Source organism: Streptomyces globosus (assembly GCF_003325375.1).
Taxonomy (GTDB): domain Bacteria; phylum Actinomycetota; class Actinomycetes; order Streptomycetales; family Streptomycetaceae; genus Streptomyces; species Streptomyces globosus_A.
This window is the reverse complement of sequence record NZ_CP030862.1, coordinates 1,614,022-1,635,019: the sequence shown is the minus strand read 5'-3', so window position 1 is coordinate 1,635,019 and position 20,998 is coordinate 1,614,022. Positions and strand designations below refer to the sequence as shown.

The window sequence follows — 20,998 nt, the reverse complement described above, 5'->3', positions numbered from 1 at the left end:
CCCACCCCTGCACCAAGGAGCCCCCATGCCCGTACTCAATCCCGTCGAACGGACCGCCCTGCTCACCGCGGCGCTGCGGGCCGCCGAGACCCGCCGCGAAGACCGGCTGTACGAGGACCCGTACGCCGCCGGACTCGTCGGCGAGGCCGGCCCCGAACTGCTGCGGGAGATCCGCGAGGCGACCTTCCCTCCCGGCCGGCCGCGAACCCTGCCCAGCACCCCCGACTACAACGCCATCCGCACCCGGTTCTTCGACGACTTCCTCCAGGAAGCGGCCCGCGCACCGGAGACGACGCAGATCGTGCTGGCCCCCGCCGGCATGGACTCGCGCGCCTACCGGCTCCCCTGGCCCGGCCGCGTCCGCTACTTCGAGGTCGACCGGCAGGCCGTCCTCGACTTCAAGGCCGAGCGGCTGGGGGGCGCCGAGCCGCGGGTCGACCACCGCACGGTGGCCGTCGACCTCACCTCCGACGGCTGGGAGGACCGCCTCGCCGCGGCCGGCTACGACCCGTCCGTTCCCTCGACGTGGCTGCTGGAGGGGCTGCTCTACTACATCCCCGAGGCCGACGCGCACCGGATGCTGGAGCGGGTCGCGGCCGTCTCCGCGCCCGGCAGCCGCATCGCCGCCGACATCGTCAACGCCGCCGCGCTGACACTCCCCCACATGCGGGGGCTGCTCGACGTCTTCGCGGGCTGGGGGTGCCCCTGGGTGTTCGGCACCGACGAGCCCGAAGACCTGTTCGCGCGCTACGGGTTCGACGTCCGCGCCGTACAGCCCGGCGAGCCGGGGGCCGACTTCGGGCGCTGGCCCGACCCCGTACCGCCGCGCGCGGTGCGCCGGGTGCGGCGCGTGTTCTTCGTCCACGGCAGGCGTCGCTGACGATGGCAGCCATCGTCATCGCCGGCGGCGGCACCGCCGGCCTCGCCACCGCCCTGGCGCTCGGCCGGCGCGGCCACCGGGTGCGGGTCCTGGAGCGGGGCGGCCCCCCGCCGGACGGGCCGGCCGTGGAGAGCGCGCTGCGGTGGCGGCGGCCGGGGGTCCCGCAGGCCGTCCACGACCACATCCTGAACGCGCTCGGCGTGCGCATGCTGCGCCGGCACGCCCCCGACGTGCTCGGCAGCCTGCTGGCGCACGGCGCACGGCTCCTCGACCTGACCGCGGCGGCGCCCGGCGGCCCCGCCGGGCCCGGCGAGGAGGAGCTGGTGACCCTGGTCGCCCGCCGCTCCCTCCTGGACGTCGTCCTGCACCGGGCCGCAGCGGCCGCGCCGGGCGTGTCCTTCAGCCACCGCACGGCCGCCGCCGGGCTGCTGACGGCCCCGGCCGGGCCGTCGGGCCACCGGGTGGCGGGAGTCGTCGCGGACAGCGGGGAGCGGATCCCGGCCCGCCTCGTCGTGGACGCGACCGGGCGCCGCTCCGCGTCCCGGTCCTGGCTCGCGGCGGCCGGGCTGCCGGTGGCGGACGACCTGAGCGGCCCCAGCCGGCTGCACGCGTACGGCCGCTTCTACCGGCTGCGCCGCCCCTGCGGCCCGCTGCCCGGACCGCTCAACCGGGGCAATGCCGCCGGGGGGATCTGGGGCCACTACTCGGCCGTCCTGCACCCCGCCGACAACGACGTCTTCGCCATCACCCTCGGCGCCCTGCCCGGCGACCCCGCCTTGGCCGCGCTGCGCGGCGCCGGGGCGTTCACCGCCGCCTGCCGGCTCTCCCCGTACCTCGCGCCGTGGGTCGAGGAGGACGCCGCGCAGCCGCTCGGCCCGGTCCGTGCGACCGGCATGCCGCCGAACGTCCTGCGCGGCACGGCAACCGACCGGCAGCGGCCCGTCCGCGGGCTCCTCCAGGTCGGCGACGCCGCGTGCACCACCGACCCGATGTTCGGGCGCGGGCTGTCCCTGGCCCTGGCGCACGCCTTCGGGCTCGCCGGGCTGGTCGACGGCCGCCCGGAGCCGGACGACCGGCTGGCGCGGGATGCCGCCGGCCTCGCCGCAGGGCTGCTGCGCCCCTGGTTCGACAAGGGCGTGCACGACTCCCGGCTGCGCGTGCGCCAGTGGCGCGAGGCGACCGGCGCGGCCGCCGGCCCCGAGCCCGCCGGCCCGCCCGAGCCGCCGGCCCCGCCGGTCCCGGCACGCCTGTGGGCCGCCGCGACGGCGGCCGCCGCGGCCGACCGCGCCGTGTGGCGCGGGCTCACCCGGATCCAGACGAGCCTCGCCACGCCCGCCGAGGTCTTCGCCGACCCGGCGTTCCTGGACCGCGTACGGGCCGCGGACACCGCCCGCCCCGGGGCGGCCGCCCCGGACGGACCGCGGCCGCCGACCCCCGCCGAACTCCGGCACGCCCTCACCGCCCGGGAAGGAGGATGACGGTGCAGCCCCGCAAGAACGTCCTGCTGGCTCCGGTCACGGTCACCCCGACCAAGCCGCTGACGCCCAGCCACCTCAAGGGCCTGCTGTGGACCGACGTGATGTACCGGGCCACCGCGCCGCTCGCCGCGGTGACCTACCGCTACAGCCACACCACGTACCACGTCACCGAGCAGACGGTCGGCTTCTGGGAGTACCTCGACCGCACCCGCGGCGAGACCGACTACGGCCGGCTCTCCGAGGAGGAGATCGGCGACCTGTACGTGGCCTACCGGTCCGAGGACCGGCCGCAGGACGCCGGCGTCCTGCGGCCCTACCGCGACGCCGTCGAGCACGGCGGCTGGGTCCACCCGGCGAGCGAGCGGATGCTGCGGCTGTGGGCCGGGCACTACGAGCGCCTCGGCATGCACGACCCGGGCCTGCGCGAGCACCAGCCGCCGGGCCTGGGGCTGGAGGAGATGCTGGAGCGGCTCGCCGCCGTCGGCCTGCTCCTGGACCAGCGGCACTGCGGCGGCCCCGTCTACCTCGACCTCACCCGGTACGGGATGCCGCTGCGCCGGATCGTCACCTCCGACGGCCGCCCCAACTACCTCGCGTGCGCACTGCGCGAGCTGATTCCGCTCGTCCCCTGGTACGACGAGGTCGTCCTGCTCTACGACCGCGAGCTCGACTCCGACTACCAGCTCCTGAACCGGGTCCTGTCCCGGCTCGGGCCGACGGTGCGCCGCGTCCCGATCGGCCGGGTGCCGATCGACGGCCGGATCACGTCGGCCCGGCACGGCGGCTGGCACGGCCACACGGCGGGCGCCCTGCTGGACGCCGCGGCCGAGGCCGCCGGCGACGGCGGTGGCGGCGGCGGGACGGATGCGCTCCGGCTCGGCATGCGCCTGTACTTCATCGCGACGCTCGGCCCCGGCCACTCCCAGTCCTTCCGGCACGACCTGCTGCGCAACTGCCTGTCGGTGGCCGCCCGGCTGCTGCGCCGAGCCGCCGGCGAGGGCCCGGCTGCCGGCGCGGGCGACCTGCTCGGCGCCCTCGACCGGCACCGGCGGGGCCACACGTACGTCGACCCCTACCGGCTGGCGTCCTCGCTGCTCGGCAGGGGCCGTCCCGCTCCCGATCCCGCACTCCTGTCGGCGGTGTTCCTGTGACCAGTCCTGTGACCAGCTCCCCGACCCGCTCCGCGGCCCATTCCGGAGCCCGTTCCGTGCGCCCCGCGGCGCCCGCCCCGCCCGCGCCCCCCGCGCCCCCGCCCGCCCCGGCCGCCTCCCTGTCGTCCGCGGTGCTGCTCAAGTCGGCCGCGGACCGGGTCCGGTCCGCGCGCCCCGAGCTGGCGGACCGCCTCGACCTGTCCAGCGCCCAGGCCCTGCGGGCCGTGCGGGACGGCTTCCACGGCAGCCGCGGCGTCGAGGCCGGCGAGGTCCTGGCCGTGGTCGTGATCGGCCGCCTCGACCTGCCCCGCTGGGTGAAGGAGACCTGCGCCTTCGCCCTCTCCCTCGCCCCCGCGGCGCGCGAGGCGTGGCGGCGCTCCTTCACCCGGACGGTCTACCTGGCGGGCAACCCGGCCAACCTGCGCGGCCGGTTCTCCTTCGACCACGTCGCCTCCGACGACTCGGCGGCCTGGGCCGCGCCGGCGCCCGGCTCGGCGACGGCCACCCTGCGCCGGCTCCTGAAGGCGTTCGAGGCCTCGCACGAGCTGACGGCCCTTCCGGCGGTCGGCGTGACCGTGCCCGGCCGGCCCGGCGGGCGCCGCCCCGTCCACCGCGACCTGTACCTCGCCACCGCGAAGGTGACCGTCACCGACGCGCTCGTCCACGTCAACCACCTGCTCGCCGAAGCCGTCCTGGACGGGCTGATCGGCCCCGGCGACCGCCTGACGCTGCGGTTCGTGCCGCGGCTGACCGGCCTGGGCGCCCAGCTCGCCATGCTGCGCGTCGACACCGACGTCCACCGCCCGGACGAACTCCAGGCGTATGCCGGACTGACCTCGGAGGTCTGAAGTGCCCTTCCCCCGAACCGGCGCGGCTCCCTCACCCGCCGCGCCGCGCCCGGTCCGCCTCGGCGTGCACGGCCCGCCCCGCCAGGCGGAGCGGATCGCCGCCGCCGCGGGCGTCCCGCCGTCCGCCGTGGAGTACGTCCCCTACGAGGTGGCCGAGCCGTTCGCACCGCTGCGCGCCGGCCTGGCGGACCTCATGCTCCTCAAGTACGACCCGCTGGAGCCGGACATCGCCGTCAGCGCGCCCGTCGCCTTCGACGGGCGGGCCGTGCTGGTCGGCGCCGGCCACCCGCTCGCCGGCCGCGGGGAGGTGTCGATCGAGGAGGTCGCGGACTACGAGGCGTTCCGGTGCCCCGGCAGCTTCCCCGCGCACGTGTGGGACCTGGTGGTGCCGCCGCGCACCCCGGGGGGCCGCACGATCCGCCGCGTCCACCCGATGACCACTCTCGGCGCGCTCGCGGAGCTGCTGCGCAGCAGCCCGGCGGTGCACGTCTCGTTCCGGTCGCTGGCGGCCGTCCTCCCGCCGGACATCGAGGTCGTCCCGGTGCACGACCTCCCGCCGTCGCCGGTCGCCTTCGGCCGGCTGCGCGGCGTCGAACAGCCGGAGCACGTCGCGCGGTTCGTCGCCGCCGCGGAACGGGCGGTGCAGCGGTGAGCGCGGCCGTGCACGCGGACGCGCCCGGGGCGGGCCGCCCGCGCGCGGAGGACGCCGGCGGCCCGCCGGTGGTCCTCCTCCATGCCCTGCCGTTCGACGCGTCCATGTGGGAGGGCCCCGCGCGGGAGCTGCGCGCCCGCGGCCACCGCGTCCTCGCCGTCGACCAGCCCGGCTTCGGCGCCGCGCCTGCGGCGCAGGGGCCGCCGTCGCTGGACTCGGTGGCGGACGCGCTCGCCGCGGAGCTCGACCGGCAGGGGATCGGCTCCGCCGTCCTGGCCGGCTGCTCCCTGGGCGGCTACACGGCCATGGCGTTCCTGCGCCGCCACCCGCACCGGGTCCGCGGCCTGGCCCTGCTGGCCGCCCGCGGCACCGCCGACACCGCGCAGGCCGCCGAGCAGCGCCTGCGCTTCGCCGACGCGTTCCTCGACGACGCCGCGCGCGGGAGGCTCGTGGCGCAGACCACTCCGTCGCTGCTGGGCGCCACGACGCGTCGCCGGCGGCCGGACCTCCTCGACCGGGTGACGGGCCTGGCGCTGGCGGCCCCGCCGCAGTCGGTCGCCTGGACACAGCGGGCCCTCGCGGCGCGCCCCGATTCCACGGCGGTCCTGCGCGCGGCCGCAGTGCCCGCCCTCGTCGTCCTCGGCGGCGAGGACGAGCTGGTCGCAGCAGCGGAGGCGCGGCCGGTCGCCGCGGCGCTGCCGCAGGGCCGGCTCGCCGTCCTCCCCGGCGTGGGCCACCTCGCCCCGCTGGAGGCCCCGCGGGAGACGGCGCGGCTCCTCGCCGGGCTGCTCGCCCGTGCCGGAAAGGCGGGTGCCGGCGCATGGTGACGGCCGACCACGCGGGGTGGGGGTACACCGCCTCCACGGGGCTCGCGTTCACGCACGGGGAGATCGTCGACCAGCACTTCGAGGCGTGCGCCGGCCACTACCGGGAGGCGCTGCACGGCGTGGGCCTGCGGCCCGGCTGGCAGGTGCTCGACGCCGGCTGCGGCAGCGGCGCCTTCCTGCCGCTGATCGCGGAGCTCGTCGGCCCGGAAGGGGGCGTGTGCGCCGTGGACCTGGCTGCGGAGAACGCGGCGCGGGCAGCCGCGCGGATGCGGGCGCACCCCGCGCGGGCCCGCGTGGAGGTGCGGCAGGGCAGCGTCCTCGACCTGCCGTACGAGGACGGCGCGTTCGACGCGGTGTGGTGTGCGAACACGACGCAGTACCTCGACGACGGGGAGCTGGCGCAGGCGCTGTCGGAGCTGCGCCGGGTCACCAGGCCGGGCGGGCTCGTCGCCGTGAAGGACGTGGACGGCACGCTGAGCACGGTGCGCCCGGCGGACCCCTTCCTGATCACTGACTTCTTCCGGTGGTCGGCCGCCTCCCCCGGGTACGCCCGCCAGCTGCTGCGCGGCCGGGACCTCCACCGGTGGCTGCGCGCGGCCGGCCTGGAGGCGGTGCGGCAGCGCACGCTGCTGATGGAGCACCACGCGCCGCTCCCGCCGGCGGCCTTCCGCTTCTACGGGAACGCGTGCGCGCGTTTCGCCCTGCAGGCGGCGGCCGAAGGCGCCCCGGGGAACTGGGCGCCTTTTCTGGACCCGGCGGATCCGGCCCATCCGCTGCGCGATCCGGACGGATACATCAGCGAGGGCAACGCCCTCGCGATCGGCACGGTTCCGAAAACTCCCTGAAAAAACCGTCCTCTTCTCGGCGGAAGAGGAATTCGACCCGATTCCCTCCCCCACAGCCGACCCCTATCGAATGGATCGAGACGTCATGAATGCATCGCGAAAGACCGCGGAATTCTCCCGCCGCACCACCCTGACCGGGGGCGCCCTGGTCGGAATCGGCCTTGCCGAGGGCCTGCTGGGCGCGGCTCCGGCGGCGGCCGCCGGCGCCCCGGCGGCCGGAGCCGCCGCGGCCGCGGACGCCGCCGCCGCGGGCAGGAACTCCCGCTACGCGCGCGGGCTCGCCGTGCTGCGCGAGACCTCGGGCGAGCGCGGGACCGCCGTGGTCGAGTCGCTGAAGGACATCGCCCCCGACCTCGGGCGCTTCGTGGTCGAGTTCGCGTACGGCGACATCTACCCGCGGGCCGGTCTGGACCTGCGCGAGCGGGAGCTCGTGACGCTGGGCGCGCTGACCGCCCAGGGCGACACGGCGCCGCAGCTGAACTTCCACATCGACGCAGCGCTGCACGTCGGCGTGAAGCCGGCCGAGGTGGTCGAGGCGCTGATCCACCTGGTGCCCTTCATGGGGTTCCCGCGGGCGCTGAACGCGATCGGCGTCGCCCGGACGGTGTTCGCCGACCGCGGCGTGGCCTTCCGGCCGCCGGTCATGAACGACGCCCGCGACCGCTACCGGCGCGGTGTCGACAAGCTGGTGGAGATCGACGGCCGGCACGGTCTGGAGGTCGTCGAGTCTCTGAAGGACATCGCGCCCGACCTGGGGCGGTTCATCGTCGAGTTCACCTTCGGCGACGTCTACCACCGGCCGTGGCTGTCGCCGCGGCGGCGCCAGCTCGTCACGGTCGGCGCGCTCACCGCGTTCGGCGACACCGCCCCGCAGCTGCGCGTGCACATCGGCGCCGCGCTGAACGTCGGCCTGAGCCCGGCGCAGGTCGTGGAGGCGCTGATCCACGTGGTGCCGTACGCAGGCTTCCCGCGGGTGCTGAACGCCATCACGGTGGCGCGCGAGGTGTTCGAGAAGCGGAAGACCTCCGTCTCGTAGGGGCCGGGCCCCGCCCGCGCGCCGACCGCGCGGGCCGGGGCCGCCGCCGCAACACCGTCCGACAAAGGGAACGGCAGGCAGCATGCACACGGAGATCGCGGCGGACTTCGCGGCGCTCGGCGAGGACTTCACCCGCGACCCGTACCCGGTGTACGCGGCCCTGCGCGCGCGGGGCCCGGTGCACCGGATCCGCACGCCCGAGGGCGCCGAGGCCTGGCTCGTCGTCGGGCACGAGGCCTGCCGGGCCGCGCTCACCCACCCGGGCCTGTCGAAGTCGTGGCGGGACGCCTCGCCCGGGCTGCCGCTGGCCCGGCTCTCGGCGGGCGAGAACCTGCTGAGCTCGAACCCGCCCGACCACACCCGGCTGCGGCGGCTGGTGGCCGGGGAGTTCACGCCGCGGCGCGTCGAGGGGCTGGCCCCCCGGGTGCGGGAGCTGGCGGGCGGGCTCCTCGGCGCGATGCTCGCCCGGCCGGACCGGCGGGCCGACCTCGTCGAGGCCCTGGCGTTCCCGCTGGCGATGGGCGTGATCTGCGAGCTCCTCGGCGTGCCCGCCCTGGACCGCGCGTCCTTCCGGGACTGGGCCGGGCAGGCGCTGAGCAGCCCGGACCGCGAGGTGCGTACGGCCGCCACCGCCGCGATGACGCGGTACCTGGTCGGCATGGTGGAGGAGATGCGGGCCCGGCCCGGCGCCGACCTGATGAGCGCACTGATCCGGACCACGGACGAGGACGGCGGCCGGCTCTCCGCGGACGAGCTCATCGGCATGGCCTGGCTGCTGCTCGTCACCGGCTTCGAGACCACCGTCAACCTCATCGCGACGGGCGTCCTGCTGCTCCTGCGCCACCCCGACCAGCTCGCCGCACTGCGCGCGGACCCCGCGCTGGCGGGCGGGGCCGTGGAGGAGGTCCTGCGCTACGAGGGGCCGGTCGAGACCACCACGTACCGGTTCACGACGGGTCCCGTGGAGATCGGCGGGGCCGCCATCCCGGGGGGCGGCGAGCTGGTGCTGGTCGCGCTCGCCGACGCCGACCGCGACCCGGCGCGGTTCACGGATCCGGACCGCTTCGACATCCGCCGGCCGGCGGGCGGCCACATCGCATTCGGCCACGGCATCCACTACTGCCTGGGCGCCCCGCTGGCCCGGCTCCAGGCGCGCACGGCCCTGTGCGCACTGCTGGAGCGCGCCCCCGGGCTGCGCCTGGACGCCGACCCGGCGTCGCTGCCGTGGCGGGCGGGGCTCCTCATCCGCGGTCCCCGCAGCCTGCCCGTCCGCTGGTAGGGCGGAGCCTGACGTTCCGGCAGCACTCGGGGCGCCCGGCCGGTGGTCATGCCACCGGTCGATGTGAAATCTTCATCCCGTGATGGTGACGGCAGCACTGTCTGCGGTCGCCTGTTCCCTCGCAGAATCGTTCATGAACGGATCGAAACCCGCCAGACGACAACGCAGAGGGAACCTGACCACCATGACCAGCATTCCGGCCAGTGCCCGCACCACCGTCAACGGATCCGCACCGGCCCCCGCCCACTCCGCCCGCCCGGGCCTCGTGATCGAACACCTCGACGCCCTGCCCGACACCCAGCACGCGCTGTTCACGGTCTGCGCCGTGACGCAGCTGGCCGAGCCGGCAGCCCCGGCCGCCGGACCGCAGGGCGCATGAGCACTGCCGAGCGCGGGCGGCCGGCCGCGCCTCCGGCGGCCGCGGACCGCCTGGTGGGCTTCAAGTCCCACCTGCGGCCGACGGTCGTGCCCGGCGACGCCGCCTACCTGGTGTCCCGGCGCGGAGTGACCGCGCTGGGAGGCAGCCAGGCGGAGGTACTCGTTCCGCTCCTCGACGGCACCCGCACCGCGGGCGCGGTCCGGCAGGAGGCCTCCCGCCTCCTGGGAGCGGAGGACGCCGAAGCGGCCCTCACCGCCCTCACCGACGCCGGACTGATCCGCGCCACCTCCCCGCCGGCCGCCACCGCGGCCGGCGGGGTCCCCGCGCCCGGCGCTGCCGAGGCCGAGGCCTACTGGGACCTGGCCGGGCTGGACGGAGGCCTGGCCTCCGCCGACCTGTCCCGGGCGTCCGCCGCGATCGAGGCCCTGCCCGGACTCGACCCGGCACCCGTCGCGGAGGCCTGCCGGGCCTCCGGCGTGGCCGTCGCGGGCGACGCGGACGGCGCCTCCCTGGTCCTCGTCCTGTGCGACGACTACCTCTCCCCCGGCCTCGCCGCGGCCGACGCCGCCCACCGCGCGGCCGGCCGGCCGTGGCTGCCGGTCCGGCTCTGCGGAACCGAACCCTGGGTGGGCCCGTTCTTCCGGCCGGACACCGGCCCCTGCTGGCACTGCCTGGCCGTCCGGCTGCGCGGCCACCGCCACTCCGAGCTGCCCGTAGGCCGCGCGCTCGGCCTGGACGGGCCCGTTCCGCGGCCCCCGGCCGGGCTGGCCGCCGGGACGGCCCTCGCGGTGAACCTCGCCGTCCTGGAGGCGGCGAAATGGCTCGCGGGCCTGCGCAACCCCGAGCAGGGCCACCTCCACACCTTCGACACGCTGCGGCTGCGCACCTCCGGCCACCGGGTGGACCGGCTGCCCCAGTGCCCTGCGTGCGGCGACCCCGGCCTCGTCGCCCGCCGCGTGCACGCCCCGTTCGTCCCCGCCTCCCGGCCCAAGGCCCCGGCCGCCGCCGGAGGGAACGGGGACCGGGCGCTCACGCCCGCGCAGCTGCTGGCTGCGTACGGGCACCTCGTCGACCCGGTGACCGGGGTGGTCAAGGAGATCCGGCGGGCGCCCGGCACCCCGGACGACGCCCACGCCTACACCTCCGGCCACAACCTGGCCATGGCGTCGGCGACCCTGGCCGGGCTCCGCTCGGGCCTGCGCGCGCTCAGCGGCGGCAAGGGCCGCACCGCCGAGGAGGCCCGCGCGGGCGCGCTGTGCGAGGCGGTCGAGCGCTACAGCGGCACCCGGCACGGCGACGAGCCGACGGTCCGCGACTCGCTGCGCGGCCTGGGCGCGGCGGCCGTCCACCCCGACGACTGCCTGCTCTACAGCGCCCGCCAGTACGCGGAGCGCGACCTGTGGAACGCCCGTGCCTCCCGCTTCCACTACGTGTCGGCGCCGTTCGACGAGACGCGGCCCACCGACTGGACGCCGGTGTGGTCGCTGACCGGGGGCGTGCAGCGGCTGCTGCCGGCCTCGATGCTGTACTTCGCCCGCGGCGACGGCCGGGCTCCGGCCCCGCACCCGGACGACCCGTGGGCCGACTCCAACGGCAACGCGGCCGGCAGCAGCCCCGAGGACGCGCTGGTGCAGGGGTTCATGGAGCTGGTGGAGCGGGACGCGGTGGCCCTGTGGTGGTACAACCGCACCCGCCAGCCGGCGGTCGACCTGGACGCGTTCGCCGACGACTGGACCGAGCGGATCCGCCGCGGGCTGCGGCGGGCGGGCCGGGAGGCGTGGGCGCTCGACCTCACCTCGGACCTGGGGATACCGGTGGTCGCGGCGCTGTCCCGGCGCACCGACAAGCCGGGCGAGGACGTGGTGTTCGGCTTCGGCGCGCACTTCGACCCGGGGGTCGCGCTGCGCCGGGCGCTGTCGGAGATGGCCCAGCTGCTGCCCGCGGTGCGGGACGCCCGGCCGGACGGCACGGGGTACCGGATCGGCGACCCGGAGCCGCTGTCGTGGTGGCGGAACGCGACCGTCGGGAACCAGCGGTACCTGGCGGCCGATCCTGCGGCGGCGCCGCGGACTCCCGCCGACTGGCCGGCGGTCCGTACCGCGGACCTGCTGGACGACGTACAGACGATCACGGAGTTGGTCCGGCGGAAAGGCATGGACCTGTTGGTCCTGGACCAGACACGGCCGGACCTGGGGATTCCGGTAACGAAAGTGGTCGTACCGGGACTGCGTCACTTTTGGCCGAGATTCGCTCCCGGCCGGCTATTCGACGTGCCCGTGGAACTCGGCAGACTGGCCGAACCCACACCGTACGACCAGCTCAATCCCATCCCTCTGTTCGTGTGAGCGATCGGATTTCAGCGCCTGCCCGACTTCCTCGCCTATGCTCAAGGTGGCTGCAACACGGAACGCCCATGGGGGGATTGACATGTCTGGCCGCCTCAAGTCCTCGGATGACGCATCGGAGGCGGTCCTGTTCGAGGGGATTCTGCGGCGCAGCCGGGACTTGCCGGCGCCGCGGATGGCCAAGGTCACCGTGGTCGTCGCGCTCCTCTGCTACGTCGGCATCACCACCCTGAACGTCCTGGGCGCCGGGGTGGAGGGCCCGGCCCTGGCGGCCGCCCTGTTCTGCCTGGCCGCGGTCTTCGGTCTGCAGCTGCTGCACTCCCGTGCCGGCGCCAAGCAGGCCCCCGCGGCGCGCCGGGCGCTGACACTGGGCGCGCAGGCGGCCCTGACCTACCTGCCGCTGCTCGCGCTGAAGTCGCAGTGGGGGGCCATGGCGGGGTTCCTCGCCGGCTCCCTGCTGCTGCTCCTGCCGCCGCGCCTGGGCTGGTCCCTGTACGGCTTCGTGGGCGTCAGCATGCTCGTTCCGCCGCTGCTGGACGGGCGGCCCGTCCTCGACAGCGTGTACCTGGTGCAGACCACACTGCTGACGGGGCTGGTCACCTTCGGGCTCACCCGCCTGTCCGAGCTGGTGCACGTCCTGCACGAGAGCCGGGACGAGCTGACGCGCGCGGCGGTCACCCGCGAGCGGCTCCGCTTCGCCCGCGACCTGCACGACCTGCTCGGATACAGCCTGTCCGCCATCCAGCTCAAGGGCGAGCTGATCCACCGCCTGATACCGGCGCATCCGGCGAAGGCCAAGAAGGAGATCGAGGACATCCTGGCGATCTCCCGGCAGTCCCTGGCGGACGTGCGGCGGGTGGCGAGCGGCTACCGGGACCTGTCGCTGGAGGAGGAGATCGCCTCGGCGCGGTCGGTGCTGAGCGCCGCCGAGGTCGAGGCGGTCACCGACGTGCGGATGGGGAAGGTCAGCGCTCCGGTGGACACGGTCCTGGCCACCGTGCTGCGGGAGGCCGTCACCAACGTGCTGCGGCACAGCAGGGCGGCGTACTGCGAGATCACGGCCGTCGAGGAGGACGGCCTGATGACGCTGTCGGTCACGAACGACGGCGTCACCGACGGGTACCGGGACTCCTCCCCGCACAGCGGCAGCGGCCTGGGGAACCTGGGTCTGCGCCTCCAGGCGGTCGGCGGGGAGCTGGAGGTCGACCGCCGTCCCGGCAACGTCTTCCGGGTGGTCGCGCGGGTCCCCGCCCAGGGGGCGGTCGACCTGGACCTGGAGGGGTCGCCGGAAGGCGAACGCACCTGGCTGGTCGCGTGAGCTGACCCCGCGTCACGCCCTGCCGACCGGCCGTGGGACGGTTGTTATGATTCAAGATGCAAAGATCGACCGCGCGGACGGGGGGCTCGCAACGGTGATCAGAATCCTGCTGGCCGAAGACATGAACATGGTGCGCGGCGCGCTCGTCGCCCTGCTCGAAATGGAAGACGACCTGGAGGTCGTCAGCGAGCTGGAGCGCGGCGACAAGATCCTGGCCGCGGCACTGGAGGTCCGGCCGGACATCGCGGTCATCGACATCGACCTCCCCGGCCTCGACGGCCTCAGCGCGGCGGCGCAGCTGCACGAGCACCTGCCGGAGTGCCGCACGCTGATGCTGACCAGCCTCGGCCGCCCCGGCACCCTGCGCCGGGCGCTCGCCGCGCAGGTGTCCGGATACATCCTCAAGGACGACTCCCCCAAGGAGCTCGCCAGCGCCATCCGCCGCGTGGTGGCCGGGCAGCGGGTGATCGACTCCAAGCTCGCCGTCGCCGCCTGGAACGGCCTGGAGAGCCCGCTCACCGACCGGGAGACCGAGGTGCTGCGCATGGCCGCGCAGGGCTCGGAGGCGGCGGAGATCGCCGGCGAGCTGCACCTCTCCACGGGGACGGTGCGCAACTACCTGACGACCGTGGTGATGAAGCTGAAGGCCCGCAACCGGGTCGACGCCATCCGCATCGCGCGCGACGCGGGCTGGCTGGTCTGACCGGCCGCGGGGCCCGCGGGCCCCGTCAGCCGGTGGCGGCGAGGACGAGCGGGAGGACCTCGCCGCTGCCCGCCCGCCGCAGCAGGCGGGCCGCCACGGCGAGCGTCCAGCCGGAGTCGGTGCTGTCGTCCACGAGGAGGACGGGGCCGGGAGACCGCTGCAGCGCGGCAGCCAGCTCCTCGGGGACCGCGAAGGCCCCCGACAGGCCCCGCAGCCGCTGCGCGGAGTTGCTGCGGCGTGCCGCGTACGCGCCCTCCGGGCCGGTGTGGTCGAGGGTGCCCAGGAACGGCAGGCGGCCGACGGAGGCGATGCCCCGGGCGAGCGAGTCGACGAGCTGCGGGCGGGTCAGGGACGGCACGGCGACGACGCCGACCGGCCGGGCCGAGGCGTCCGGGACGTCGGGCGCCCAGCCGCCCGGCGAGCGCGCCCAGTCGGCGAGGACCGCGACGGCGGCGCGCAGCACGTCGTCGGGGACGGGCCCGTCGGGGGCGCCGTCCGCCAGGAGGGGGCGCAGCCGGTTGCCCCAGCCGATGTCGGAGAGCCGGCCGAGGGCGCGCCCGGCCGAGCACTGCTCGCCGGCCGGGATCCGGCCCTTGAGGTCGATCCCGAGGGCGGGCATGCCGGTGGGCCACATGCGGCGCGGCTCGATCTCCACGCCGGGGCGGTCGAGCTCCTTGGCGGCGGCGGTCAGCGTCTCCGCGGAGACCGCGGTGTCGGCCCAGGGGCCGGCGCAGTTGTCGCAGCGGCCGCAGGGGGCCGCCCCCGCGTCGTCCAGCTGGAGGCGGAGGAACTCCATCCGGCACCGGTCGGTGGTGACGTAGTCGCGCATGGCCTGCTGTTCGGCGGCCCGCTGGCGGGCGACCCGCGCGTAGCGCTCGGCGTCGTACACCCACGGCTGCCCGGTGCTGGTCCAGCCGCCCTTCACGCGCTTGACGGCGCCGTCGACGTCGAGGACCTTCAGCATGGTCTCCAGCCTGCTGCGCCGCAGGTCCACCGCGGCCTCCAGGGCCGGTACGGACAGGGGCCGGCCGGCGTCGGCGAGGGCCGCGAGGGTCTGCCGCACCTGCGCCTCGGGCGGGAAGGCGGTGTCGGCGAAGTACCGCCAGATGGCCTCGTCCTCCTTGCCGGGCAGCAGCAGCACGTCGGCGTGCTCGACGCCGCGGCCGGCGCGCCCGACCTGCTGGTAGTAGGCGATCGGCGAGGACGGGGAGCCGAGGTGGAGGACGAAGCCGAGGTCCGGCTTGTCGAAGCCCATGCCGAGGGCCGACGTCGCGACGAGCGCCTTGACCCGGTTGGCCAGCAGGTCGGCCTCCGCCTGGAGGCGGTCGGCGTTCTCCGTCCGCCCCGTGTACGAGGAGACGGCGAACCCGCGCTGCCGCAGGTGGGCGGTGGCCTCCTCGGCCGCCGCCACGGTCAGCGTGTACACGATCCCGGAGCCGGGCAGCTCGTCGAGGTGCTCGGCGAGCCAGGCCAGGCGGTGCGCGGCGTCGGGCAGCCGGACGACGCCCAGGCGCAGGCTCTCCCGCTCCAGCGGTCCGCGCAGTACGAGGGCCTCGCCGGCGCCGGTGCCGAGCTGCTCCGCGACGTCGGCGGTGACGCGGGCGTTCGCGGTCGCGGTGGTGGCCAGGACCGGCACCCCGGGGGAGAGCTCGGCGAGCATGGCCCGCAGCCGCCGGTAGTCGGGCCGGAAGTCGTGCCCCCAGTCGGAGATGCAGTGCGCTTCGTCGACGACGAGGAGGCCGGTGGTGGCGGCGAGCTTGGGGAGCATCTGGTCGCGGAAGTCGACCGAGTTGAGGCGTTCGGGGCTGACGAGGAGGACGTCGGTGGCGCCGCGCTCGACCTCCTCGTGGATGGAGTCCCACTCCTCGGGGTTGGCGGAGTTGATGGTGCGGGCGCGGATGCCGGCCCGCTCGGCGGCCTCGACCTGGTTGCGCATCAGGGCCAGCAGCGGGGAGACGATCACCGTGGGCCCGGCGCCGCGGCGGCGCAGCAGGGCGGTCGCCACGAAGTAGACCGCGGACTTGCCCCAGCCGGTGCGCTGCACGACCAGGGCCCGCCGGCGCTCCCGTACGAGGGCGGCGACCGCCTGCCACTGGTCCTCGCGCAGCCGCGCGGCGCCCCCCGGGTCGCCCACCAGCTCGGCGAGTACGGCATCGGCTTCGGCGCGCAGGTCGGGATCGTCCATACCCCCATGCAACCGGATGCAGGGGCCGGTCGGCCAGTTCACTCCGGGCGACACCCCGCATGCGGAGGGTGGCGGCCGGTTTGCCGCGGGCCGCGGGAGGGCAGCGCGCAGGGCGACGGGCCGCTCGGCTGCGGCCGCATGAGTCGCCGTCAGCGCGGCTGGGCAAGGATATGAACGGCATACCGGCGAATTCCGGTCGGCGGTCGCAATTGCTCGTTGCCGCATGCTCTCGGCCCACGCGAGAATCGGAGTGCTCCCGCTCGGCTCGACGGCACCCCCTGGGCCGTGCTGCGGCGCGCCCCCACTCCAGCCGTGCCCGTCCGCGGGCGTGTACCCGAAGGGAGGACCGTGGCCTTCGGATTCGCCCCGCCCTCGACCGCGTCTCTGACTACGACGGCCGGCGGCAGCAGCCGGCACGGAAGACTGCTGGAGCCCGCCGAGTGGACGGCGGCCGGCATTCCGCTGCTGGGCAACCCGCGCGAACTCGTCAGCGGCCTGCACTCACGGCACGGCCCCGCGCCGTCGACCGCGGTGATAGCCGTCCTGGGCCCCGAGGAGGACCTCGTCGCGAGTGCGTCGTTCGTCCAGCGGGCCGCGTCCGGCGACGGCTGGGACTACCGCAACGCGCTGCTGGCCGCCCTGCGCCGGGTGATCCCGCACGACCTGCGCCGCCGGACCCCGGTGCGGACTGCGGTGCTGATGTACTGCCGCGACGGCGACGAGCGGTGGACCGAGGAGGACGGCGCCTGGATGTGGGGGCTGCGCGACGCCTGCACCCTGCACGGCCTGCGCTGCGGGGCGTACATCACGCTGACCCGCACCGGCTGGCAGGTCCTCGGCGAAGGGCGCGGCGGGCGGCGCCCCGACGCGGGTTCGCGGCCGGAGCGGCTCGGCGGCACCGCGGCCGACTTCGCCGCGATGGCCGTGAGCACCGGCGGCGGCGCGGCCGAGGCCCTGCGCCACACCGCGGCACGCTGACCGCGGCCGCCGGGCCGGGGCCGGACACCGCTCCGGCACGCTCGGGCAGGGGCCTGCGCCGGCCCGGGAACGGGCTCCAGCGGGGCCGGCTCCTGCGCCAGCCCCGCCCCTCGCCCGTACCGGGGTACGGGGCGTCAGACGCCCGCGCCCAGCACGGAGTTGATCTCCTTCGGGTCGCCGCACACGATCAGCAGCGCGCCGGCCCGGGCGAGCGCGACCGGCAGCACGGCCGCGGCCGCCGAGGCGGGCCCGCCGTTGACGGCGACGACCACGACGGGACGGCCGGAGGCGCGAGCCGCCTGCGCCGCGTCCGCGTAGAAGACGTCGTCCCCGGCGTCGTGCTGGGCCCAGTAGGCGGCCTCGCCGAAGGACAGCTCGTGCGCGGCCCAGGGGTGGAGGTCGCCGGTGGTGAGGACGAGGACGTCGCCGGGGGCGCGCCCGGTGTCGAGCAGCAGGTCCACGGCCTCTTCGGCCGCGTCCAGCGCACCCTCGGCCGAGGCCGGGATCAGCTGGATCTGGGGGACCGCCGCCGACACGGACGGTGCGGCGGGAGCGGCCTGCGGCGTGCGCGGCGCGGGCGGCGCGGGCCGGGGGGCGGCACCCGCGCGGTTCGCCGCGGCGGGGGAGGGACCGGGGCGCCCGGGCCGCGGGACGGCGGCGGGACGCGGACCAGGTACGGGGCGGGGGGTCGGCGCGGTGCGGCTCGCGGCCGGCGTGACGCGGGGACCCTGGGCACTCTCGTGAATCTGAGGCTCCTCGGGGGTGAGAGGCATGGGTTGATGTCTATCAAACAGCGGTACGAAACGTACCGCCGGGGGGCACGTGGGTGCGATCAGAAATCGAAGCCGAGTTGGCCTCCGTTTTCCAGCTCCAGCGCCTCCTCGCTGCGCCGCACCTTCTTGAGGTGGCGCCAGCGGGGCAGCGCGTCGAGGTACGCCCAGGACAGCCGGTGGTGCGGGGTGGGCCCCAGCTCCTCCAGGGCCGCGCGGTGGACGGGCGAGGGGTAGCCGGCGTTGTCGCCGAAGGCGTAGCCCTCGAACCCGCCGCCGGAGCAGCCGAGTTCGGCCATCAGCCGGTCGCGCCGGACCTTGGCGATCACCGAGGCGGCGGCGACGGCGACGCAGGACTGGTCGCCCTTGATCACCGTACGGACCTGCCAGGGCGTGCCGAGGTAGTCGTGCTTGCCGTCGAGGATCACCGCGTCGGGCCGGACGGGCAGCCCTCCCAGGGCGCGCTCCGCGGCCAGCCGCAGGGCGGCGGTCATGCCGAGCTCGTCTATCTCCTCCGGCGAGGCGTGCCCGAGGGCGTACGAGGTGACCCACGCCTCCAGGACCTCCAGGAGGGCGTCGCGCCGCTTCTGGGTGAGGAGCTTGGAGTCGGTGAGCCCTTCGGGCGGGCGGCGCAGTCCGGTGATCGCCGCGCAGACGGTGACCGGGCCGGCCCAGGCCCCTCGCCCGACCTCGTCGACCCCGGCGACGACCTTGGCGCCGGTGGTTGCGCGGAGGGAGCGTTCGACGGTGTGGGTGGGTGCTTCGTACGGCATGGCGCCAGCAAGGTTACGCCGCCCCGCGCCGCCTGCACACCCCGGCCCGGCCGGAGCGGCCGGGAAGGGCCGGCGCCGCGCCGGCGGGGCCTTCCGCGAAGCCCTCGCAGACAGCGTTCGACGGCGCCTGGATTCGCGAGAGCACACACAAGAAGGCGCCGGGCAGGAAGGGGCTTCGAGACCGAGCCGGCCCGGTGTCCTGCGCGCTCCGAGCACCAAGGCCGCGGTCGGCAAAGCACATCGGGACCAACCGGCACACGCGAAGCGCCACCATCAGGCAGGCCGGGGCCCAGGATCATCCGCCACCGCTTCACACAGGCGAAGGCACGGCACGGACCGGCTCGGCTGCCGCGCCGGGGCCGGCGGGGCGGCCGCGGCGCCGGCAGACGCGCCGCCCGCGCCCCGGCGCCGGACCGCGGCCCGCCGGCAGGCCCCGCGCCCTCCCCCGCCGGGCGGCGCCCCGCCGGAGCGCGGGACCGTTCCCGGCGCCCCCAATTCCGTTGCCGGAATCGCCCGTTCGGGGTTGCTTCCGGTCGCCTGTGCGGAGGGCCGGAGATCAGCCGCTGCGGCCGGAGAAGGTGCCGAGGCGCGAGCAGGCTGCGGCGCGGGCGGTCACGGGGCGCTCGTCCAGGATCCGCCGGGCCCGGTGCACGCCGAGGCTCGTCCCGTACCAGGGGGCGCGGCCCTGCTCCGCCAGCTCCTCGGCGATACCGCGCAGGGCGCAGGAGCGGTGGGGCTCCGGCAGCCGGTCCAGGGCGGGCACGGCGTCCGCCGAGAGCGACTGGAAGTACGCGAGGTCGATCTTGCCGGTGGCCCGGAAGCGGTCCGCGTTCTTCTCCGCGACCACGGCGTCCGGCGACAGCAGCCCGAAGGCAAGAGCGGCCGCCACCGCGCTGCCGGCGACCGCACGGGGCAGCAGACGGGCGCCGAACAGCCCCGCCGTCATGATCAGGACGATGACGGAGCCCAGCCAGAGCTCCATCGCGGCCACCGACACCCGCAGCCGGGTCAGCCCGTACGCGTCCACGTAGAGGTCCATGCGCCGCAGCGCCGAGGCGACGACGACCAGGGTCAGCGCGCACAGGGTGCCGAGGACGGCGCGGACGAGCCGCCGGTCGGCGGCGCCGCCGCGCGGGGCCCAGCGCAGGGCGAGCGCGATCACGGCCAGGGTGAGCAGGGTCGCCCAGAGCAGCTGCCAGAAGCCCTGGCGGGCGTATTCGGCGTACGTCAGCCCGGTGCTGGCCAGCACCTTGTCGTAGCCGCCGAACAGGACGGCGAGCTGGACGGCGTTGAAGCCGGCGAAGAGCACGGCGAGGACGACGAGGGGCAGCGCCCACTCGACGCGGGAGCGCGGCTTGCCGACGGTGGTGCGGATGCGGTCCCAGCGGAACGGCGCGGCGGCGGTCCGGGCCGCCGCCAGGGCGAGGGCGGTGGCGAGGAGGAACAGGGCGAGGCGCAGCGGGCCGTCGCCGATGGTGACGTCGGGGACGAGGCCGCCGAGCAGGTCGGCGAAGGCGGCGTCGGCGGAGGCGAAGAGGGCGCCGAAGAGCAGGAGCAGCCCGGCGGCCACCCCGGCGGCCTTCAGGACGGGCAGCCAGCGGTCGCGGTCGACACCCGTGCTCCGGGAGCGGAGGGCGGCCCACGCCCAGCGGACGCCGTTGACGGCTCCGTCGGTGAGGCCGACGGGGCTGAGCAGCACCCCGGCCCAGGTGCGGCTGCCGTGCAGGGCGAGCGCCCCGGCGAGGACGGCGGCGAGGAGGGCGACGGTGGCCGGCCAGGCGGCGTCGCGCAGCACGGGCACCGCGAGCAGGGCCGTGCAGCCGAGGGCCCAGAACAGGGTCCACGGGCGGGCGGTGCGGCCGGCGGTGCGCGCGGCGGCGTACGCGGCGGCGACGGCGGGAAGCGCGGCGAGCAGCAGGCCGGGACCGACGCCGTCGCCGAGGAACAGGGCCGCGGCGAGGCCGGCGGCGCCGGCGCAGACCAGGACGGCGGTGGACGGGGGCGCGGGCGCGGCGGGCCGGGCGGCCTCCGACCAGTCGGGCGGCGCCGCCGACCACGGCCCGGACCGGGCGCGCTCCCGGCGCACCTGGTACCGCCGCCAAGCTGTGGGATCCCACCCGGGCGGCGCCCCGCCCCCGGGCGACCCCGCAGGCACGACGGCTACCGCCGCCGCATCCGGCGCAGCAGCCCCGGCCGGCGGGGCGGACGCGTCCGGCGTCGTGGCTTCGGGTTCCCGCGGGGCGGGAAGGGGCCCGGCCTCGGTCGGGGTTCCCGCATCGGATGCCGGCCCCGCCGCCGCGCCGGCCGCCGCAAGCGAGTCGTCCGGCCGGTCTGCCGCCTGTGGCGGGCCCGCCACCGGGGTTGCGTCGGCCGCGGCTTCGGCGGCGTCGCCGTCGTTCGGTCCGTCTGCTGTGGTGGCCATCGGGTTCCCCTCCCTGTGGGCCGCCCCGGCCAGCCTGCCGGGGCAAGCGGCCAGGGTAGGGCCGTGACGTGGGGGTTCCCCGGGGGCCGCCGGCGCCTGTGTCAGGACCGTGACACAGCCGTCGGACGG

At 76.3% G+C, this 20,998-nt stretch carries 18 protein-coding genes; 14 read left to right on the top strand and 4 right to left on the bottom strand.

What is annotated here, in order from left to right; genetic code table 11:
- Positions 1 to 25: 25 nt before the first annotated feature.
- The 13 genes from C0216_RS07620 to C0216_RS07560 all read left to right on the top strand — a co-directional run bounded on the left by C0216_RS07620 (position 26) and on the right by C0216_RS07560 (position 13,741).
- On the top strand, positions 26 to 880 hold the full coding sequence (locus C0216_RS07620) for a class I SAM-dependent methyltransferase (RefSeq protein WP_114054525.1): 855 nt from the start codon (positions 26 to 28) through the stop codon (positions 878 to 880).
- A gap of 2 nt (positions 881 to 882) precedes the next feature.
- Positions 883 to 2,358, top strand: a complete 1,476-nt coding sequence (locus tag C0216_RS07615; protein ID WP_114054524.1) for an FAD-dependent oxidoreductase — start codon at positions 883 to 885, stop codon at positions 2,356 to 2,358.
- Positions 2,355 to 3,509, top strand: a complete 1,155-nt coding sequence (locus C0216_RS07610) for a hypothetical protein (protein WP_114054523.1) — start codon at positions 2,355 to 2,357, stop codon at positions 3,507 to 3,509. The genes C0216_RS07615 and C0216_RS07610 overlap by 4 nt, the downstream gene beginning before the upstream one ends.
- A 56-nt stretch (positions 3,510 to 3,565) precedes the next feature.
- Positions 3,566 to 4,357 (top strand): DUF6182 family protein, encoded by a 792-nt coding sequence (locus C0216_RS07605; RefSeq protein ID WP_246042367.1) that lies wholly within the window; start codon positions 3,566 to 3,568, stop codon positions 4,355 to 4,357.
- Between the two features lies 1 nt (position 4,358).
- On the top strand, positions 4,359 to 5,009 hold the full coding sequence (locus C0216_RS07600; protein ID WP_114054522.1) for a LysR substrate-binding domain-containing protein: 651 nt from the start codon (positions 4,359 to 4,361) through the stop codon (positions 5,007 to 5,009).
- Positions 5,006 to 5,836, top strand: a complete 831-nt coding sequence (locus tag C0216_RS07595) for an alpha/beta fold hydrolase (RefSeq protein WP_246042365.1) — start codon at positions 5,006 to 5,008, stop codon at positions 5,834 to 5,836. The genes C0216_RS07600 and C0216_RS07595 overlap by 4 nt, the downstream gene beginning before the upstream one ends.
- Positions 5,830 to 6,681 carry a methyltransferase domain-containing protein gene (locus tag C0216_RS07590; protein ID WP_114054521.1) on the top strand — a complete coding sequence of 284 codons (852 nt, stop codon included), beginning with the start codon at positions 5,830 to 5,832 and terminating at the stop codon, positions 6,679 to 6,681. The genes C0216_RS07595 and C0216_RS07590 overlap by 7 nt, the downstream gene beginning before the upstream one ends.
- Before the next feature lie 85 nt (positions 6,682 to 6,766).
- On the top strand, positions 6,767 to 7,717 hold the full coding sequence (locus C0216_RS07585; RefSeq protein WP_114054520.1) for a carboxymuconolactone decarboxylase family protein: 951 nt from the start codon (positions 6,767 to 6,769) through the stop codon (positions 7,715 to 7,717).
- Positions 7,718 to 7,799: 82 nt separating this feature from the next.
- On the top strand, positions 7,800 to 8,996 hold the full coding sequence (locus C0216_RS07580) for a cytochrome P450 family protein (protein ID WP_114054519.1): 1,197 nt from the start codon (positions 7,800 to 7,802) through the stop codon (positions 8,994 to 8,996).
- Positions 8,997 to 9,180: 184 nt separating this feature from the next.
- Positions 9,181 to 9,375, top strand: a complete 195-nt coding sequence (locus C0216_RS07575) for a hypothetical protein (RefSeq protein WP_114054518.1) — start codon at positions 9,181 to 9,183, stop codon at positions 9,373 to 9,375.
- A complete protein-coding gene (locus C0216_RS07570; protein WP_114054517.1) occupies positions 9,372 to 11,720 on the top strand; it encodes a TOMM precursor leader peptide-binding protein in 2,349 nt (782 codons plus the stop codon). Before C0216_RS07575 ends, C0216_RS07570 begins: the two co-directional genes overlap by 4 nt.
- An 82-nt stretch (positions 11,721 to 11,802) precedes the next feature.
- Positions 11,803 to 13,038 carry a sensor histidine kinase gene (locus tag C0216_RS07565; RefSeq protein WP_114054516.1) on the top strand — a complete coding sequence of 412 codons (1,236 nt, stop codon included), beginning with the start codon at positions 11,803 to 11,805 and terminating at the stop codon, positions 13,036 to 13,038.
- Positions 13,039 to 13,084: 46 nt separating this feature from the next.
- A complete protein-coding gene (locus C0216_RS07560; protein ID WP_114054515.1) occupies positions 13,085 to 13,741 on the top strand; it encodes a response regulator transcription factor in 657 nt (218 codons plus the stop codon).
- A 25-nt stretch (positions 13,742 to 13,766) separates the two neighbouring features.
- Here the strand turns inward: C0216_RS07560 and C0216_RS07555 are convergent, their stop codons facing one another.
- Positions 13,767 to 15,926 carry a RecQ family ATP-dependent DNA helicase gene (locus C0216_RS07555; protein ID WP_114054514.1) on the bottom strand — a complete coding sequence of 720 codons (2,160 nt, stop codon included), beginning with the start codon at positions 15,924 to 15,926 and terminating at the stop codon, positions 13,767 to 13,769.
- A gap of 348 nt (positions 15,927 to 16,274) precedes the next feature.
- Between C0216_RS07555 and C0216_RS07550 the strand changes: the two genes are divergently transcribed.
- Positions 16,275 to 16,904 (top strand): hypothetical protein, encoded by a 630-nt coding sequence (locus C0216_RS07550; RefSeq protein WP_114054513.1) that lies wholly within the window; start codon positions 16,275 to 16,277, stop codon positions 16,902 to 16,904.
- A gap of 134 nt (positions 16,905 to 17,038) precedes the next feature.
- Here C0216_RS07550 and C0216_RS07545 read toward each other — a convergent pair whose 3' ends face one another.
- From C0216_RS07545 to C0216_RS07535, 3 genes are all read right to left on the bottom strand, one after another.
- Positions 17,039 to 17,677, bottom strand: coding sequence for a hypothetical protein (locus C0216_RS07545; protein WP_114054512.1), 639 nt, complete (start codon positions 17,675 to 17,677; stop codon positions 17,039 to 17,041).
- A gap of 59 nt (positions 17,678 to 17,736) precedes the next feature.
- Positions 17,737 to 18,447 carry a ribonuclease HII gene (locus C0216_RS07540; RefSeq protein ID WP_114054511.1) on the bottom strand — a complete coding sequence of 237 codons (711 nt, stop codon included), beginning with the start codon at positions 18,445 to 18,447 and terminating at the stop codon, positions 17,737 to 17,739.
- 556 nt (positions 18,448 to 19,003) lie between these two features.
- Positions 19,004 to 20,869, bottom strand: coding sequence for a DUF4173 domain-containing protein (locus tag C0216_RS07535; protein ID WP_114054510.1), 1,866 nt, complete (start codon positions 20,867 to 20,869; stop codon positions 19,004 to 19,006).
- Between the last annotated feature and the right edge of the window lie 129 nt (positions 20,870 to 20,998).

Coding starts and splice junctions, on each gene's coding strand:
- C0216_RS07620 (WP_114054525.1), top strand. CDS start 26: ATGCCCGTACTCAATCCCGTCGAACGGACCGCCCTGCTCACCGCGGCG.
- C0216_RS07615 (WP_114054524.1), top strand. CDS start 883: ATGGCAGCCATCGTCATCGCCGGCGGCGGCACCGCCGGCCTCGCCACC.
- C0216_RS07610 (WP_114054523.1), top strand. CDS start 2,355: ATGACGGTGCAGCCCCGCAAGAACGTCCTGCTGGCTCCGGTCACGGTC.
- C0216_RS07590 (WP_114054521.1), top strand. CDS start 5,830: ATGGTGACGGCCGACCACGCGGGGTGGGGGTACACCGCCTCCACGGGG.
- C0216_RS07585 (WP_114054520.1), top strand. CDS start 6,767: ATGAATGCATCGCGAAAGACCGCGGAATTCTCCCGCCGCACCACCCTG.
- C0216_RS07580 (WP_114054519.1), top strand. CDS start 7,800: ATGCACACGGAGATCGCGGCGGACTTCGCGGCGCTCGGCGAGGACTTC.
- C0216_RS07575 (WP_114054518.1), top strand. CDS start 9,181: ATGACCAGCATTCCGGCCAGTGCCCGCACCACCGTCAACGGATCCGCA.
- C0216_RS07570 (WP_114054517.1), top strand. CDS start 9,372: ATGAGCACTGCCGAGCGCGGGCGGCCGGCCGCGCCTCCGGCGGCCGCG.
- C0216_RS07565 (WP_114054516.1), top strand. CDS start 11,803: ATGTCTGGCCGCCTCAAGTCCTCGGATGACGCATCGGAGGCGGTCCTG.
- C0216_RS07560 (WP_114054515.1), top strand. CDS start 13,085: ATGATTCAAGATGCAAAGATCGACCGCGCGGACGGGGGGCTCGCAACG.
- C0216_RS07555 (WP_114054514.1), bottom strand. CDS start 15,926: ATGGACGATCCCGACCTGCGCGCCGAAGCCGATGCCGTACTCGCCGAG.
- C0216_RS07545 (WP_114054512.1), bottom strand. CDS start 17,677: ATGCCTCTCACCCCCGAGGAGCCTCAGATTCACGAGAGTGCCCAGGGT.
- C0216_RS07540 (WP_114054511.1), bottom strand. CDS start 18,447: ATGCCGTACGAAGCACCCACCCACACCGTCGAACGCTCCCTCCGCGCA.
- C0216_RS07535 (WP_114054510.1), bottom strand. CDS start 20,869: ATGGCCACCACAGCAGACGGACCGAACGACGGCGACGCCGCCGAAGCC.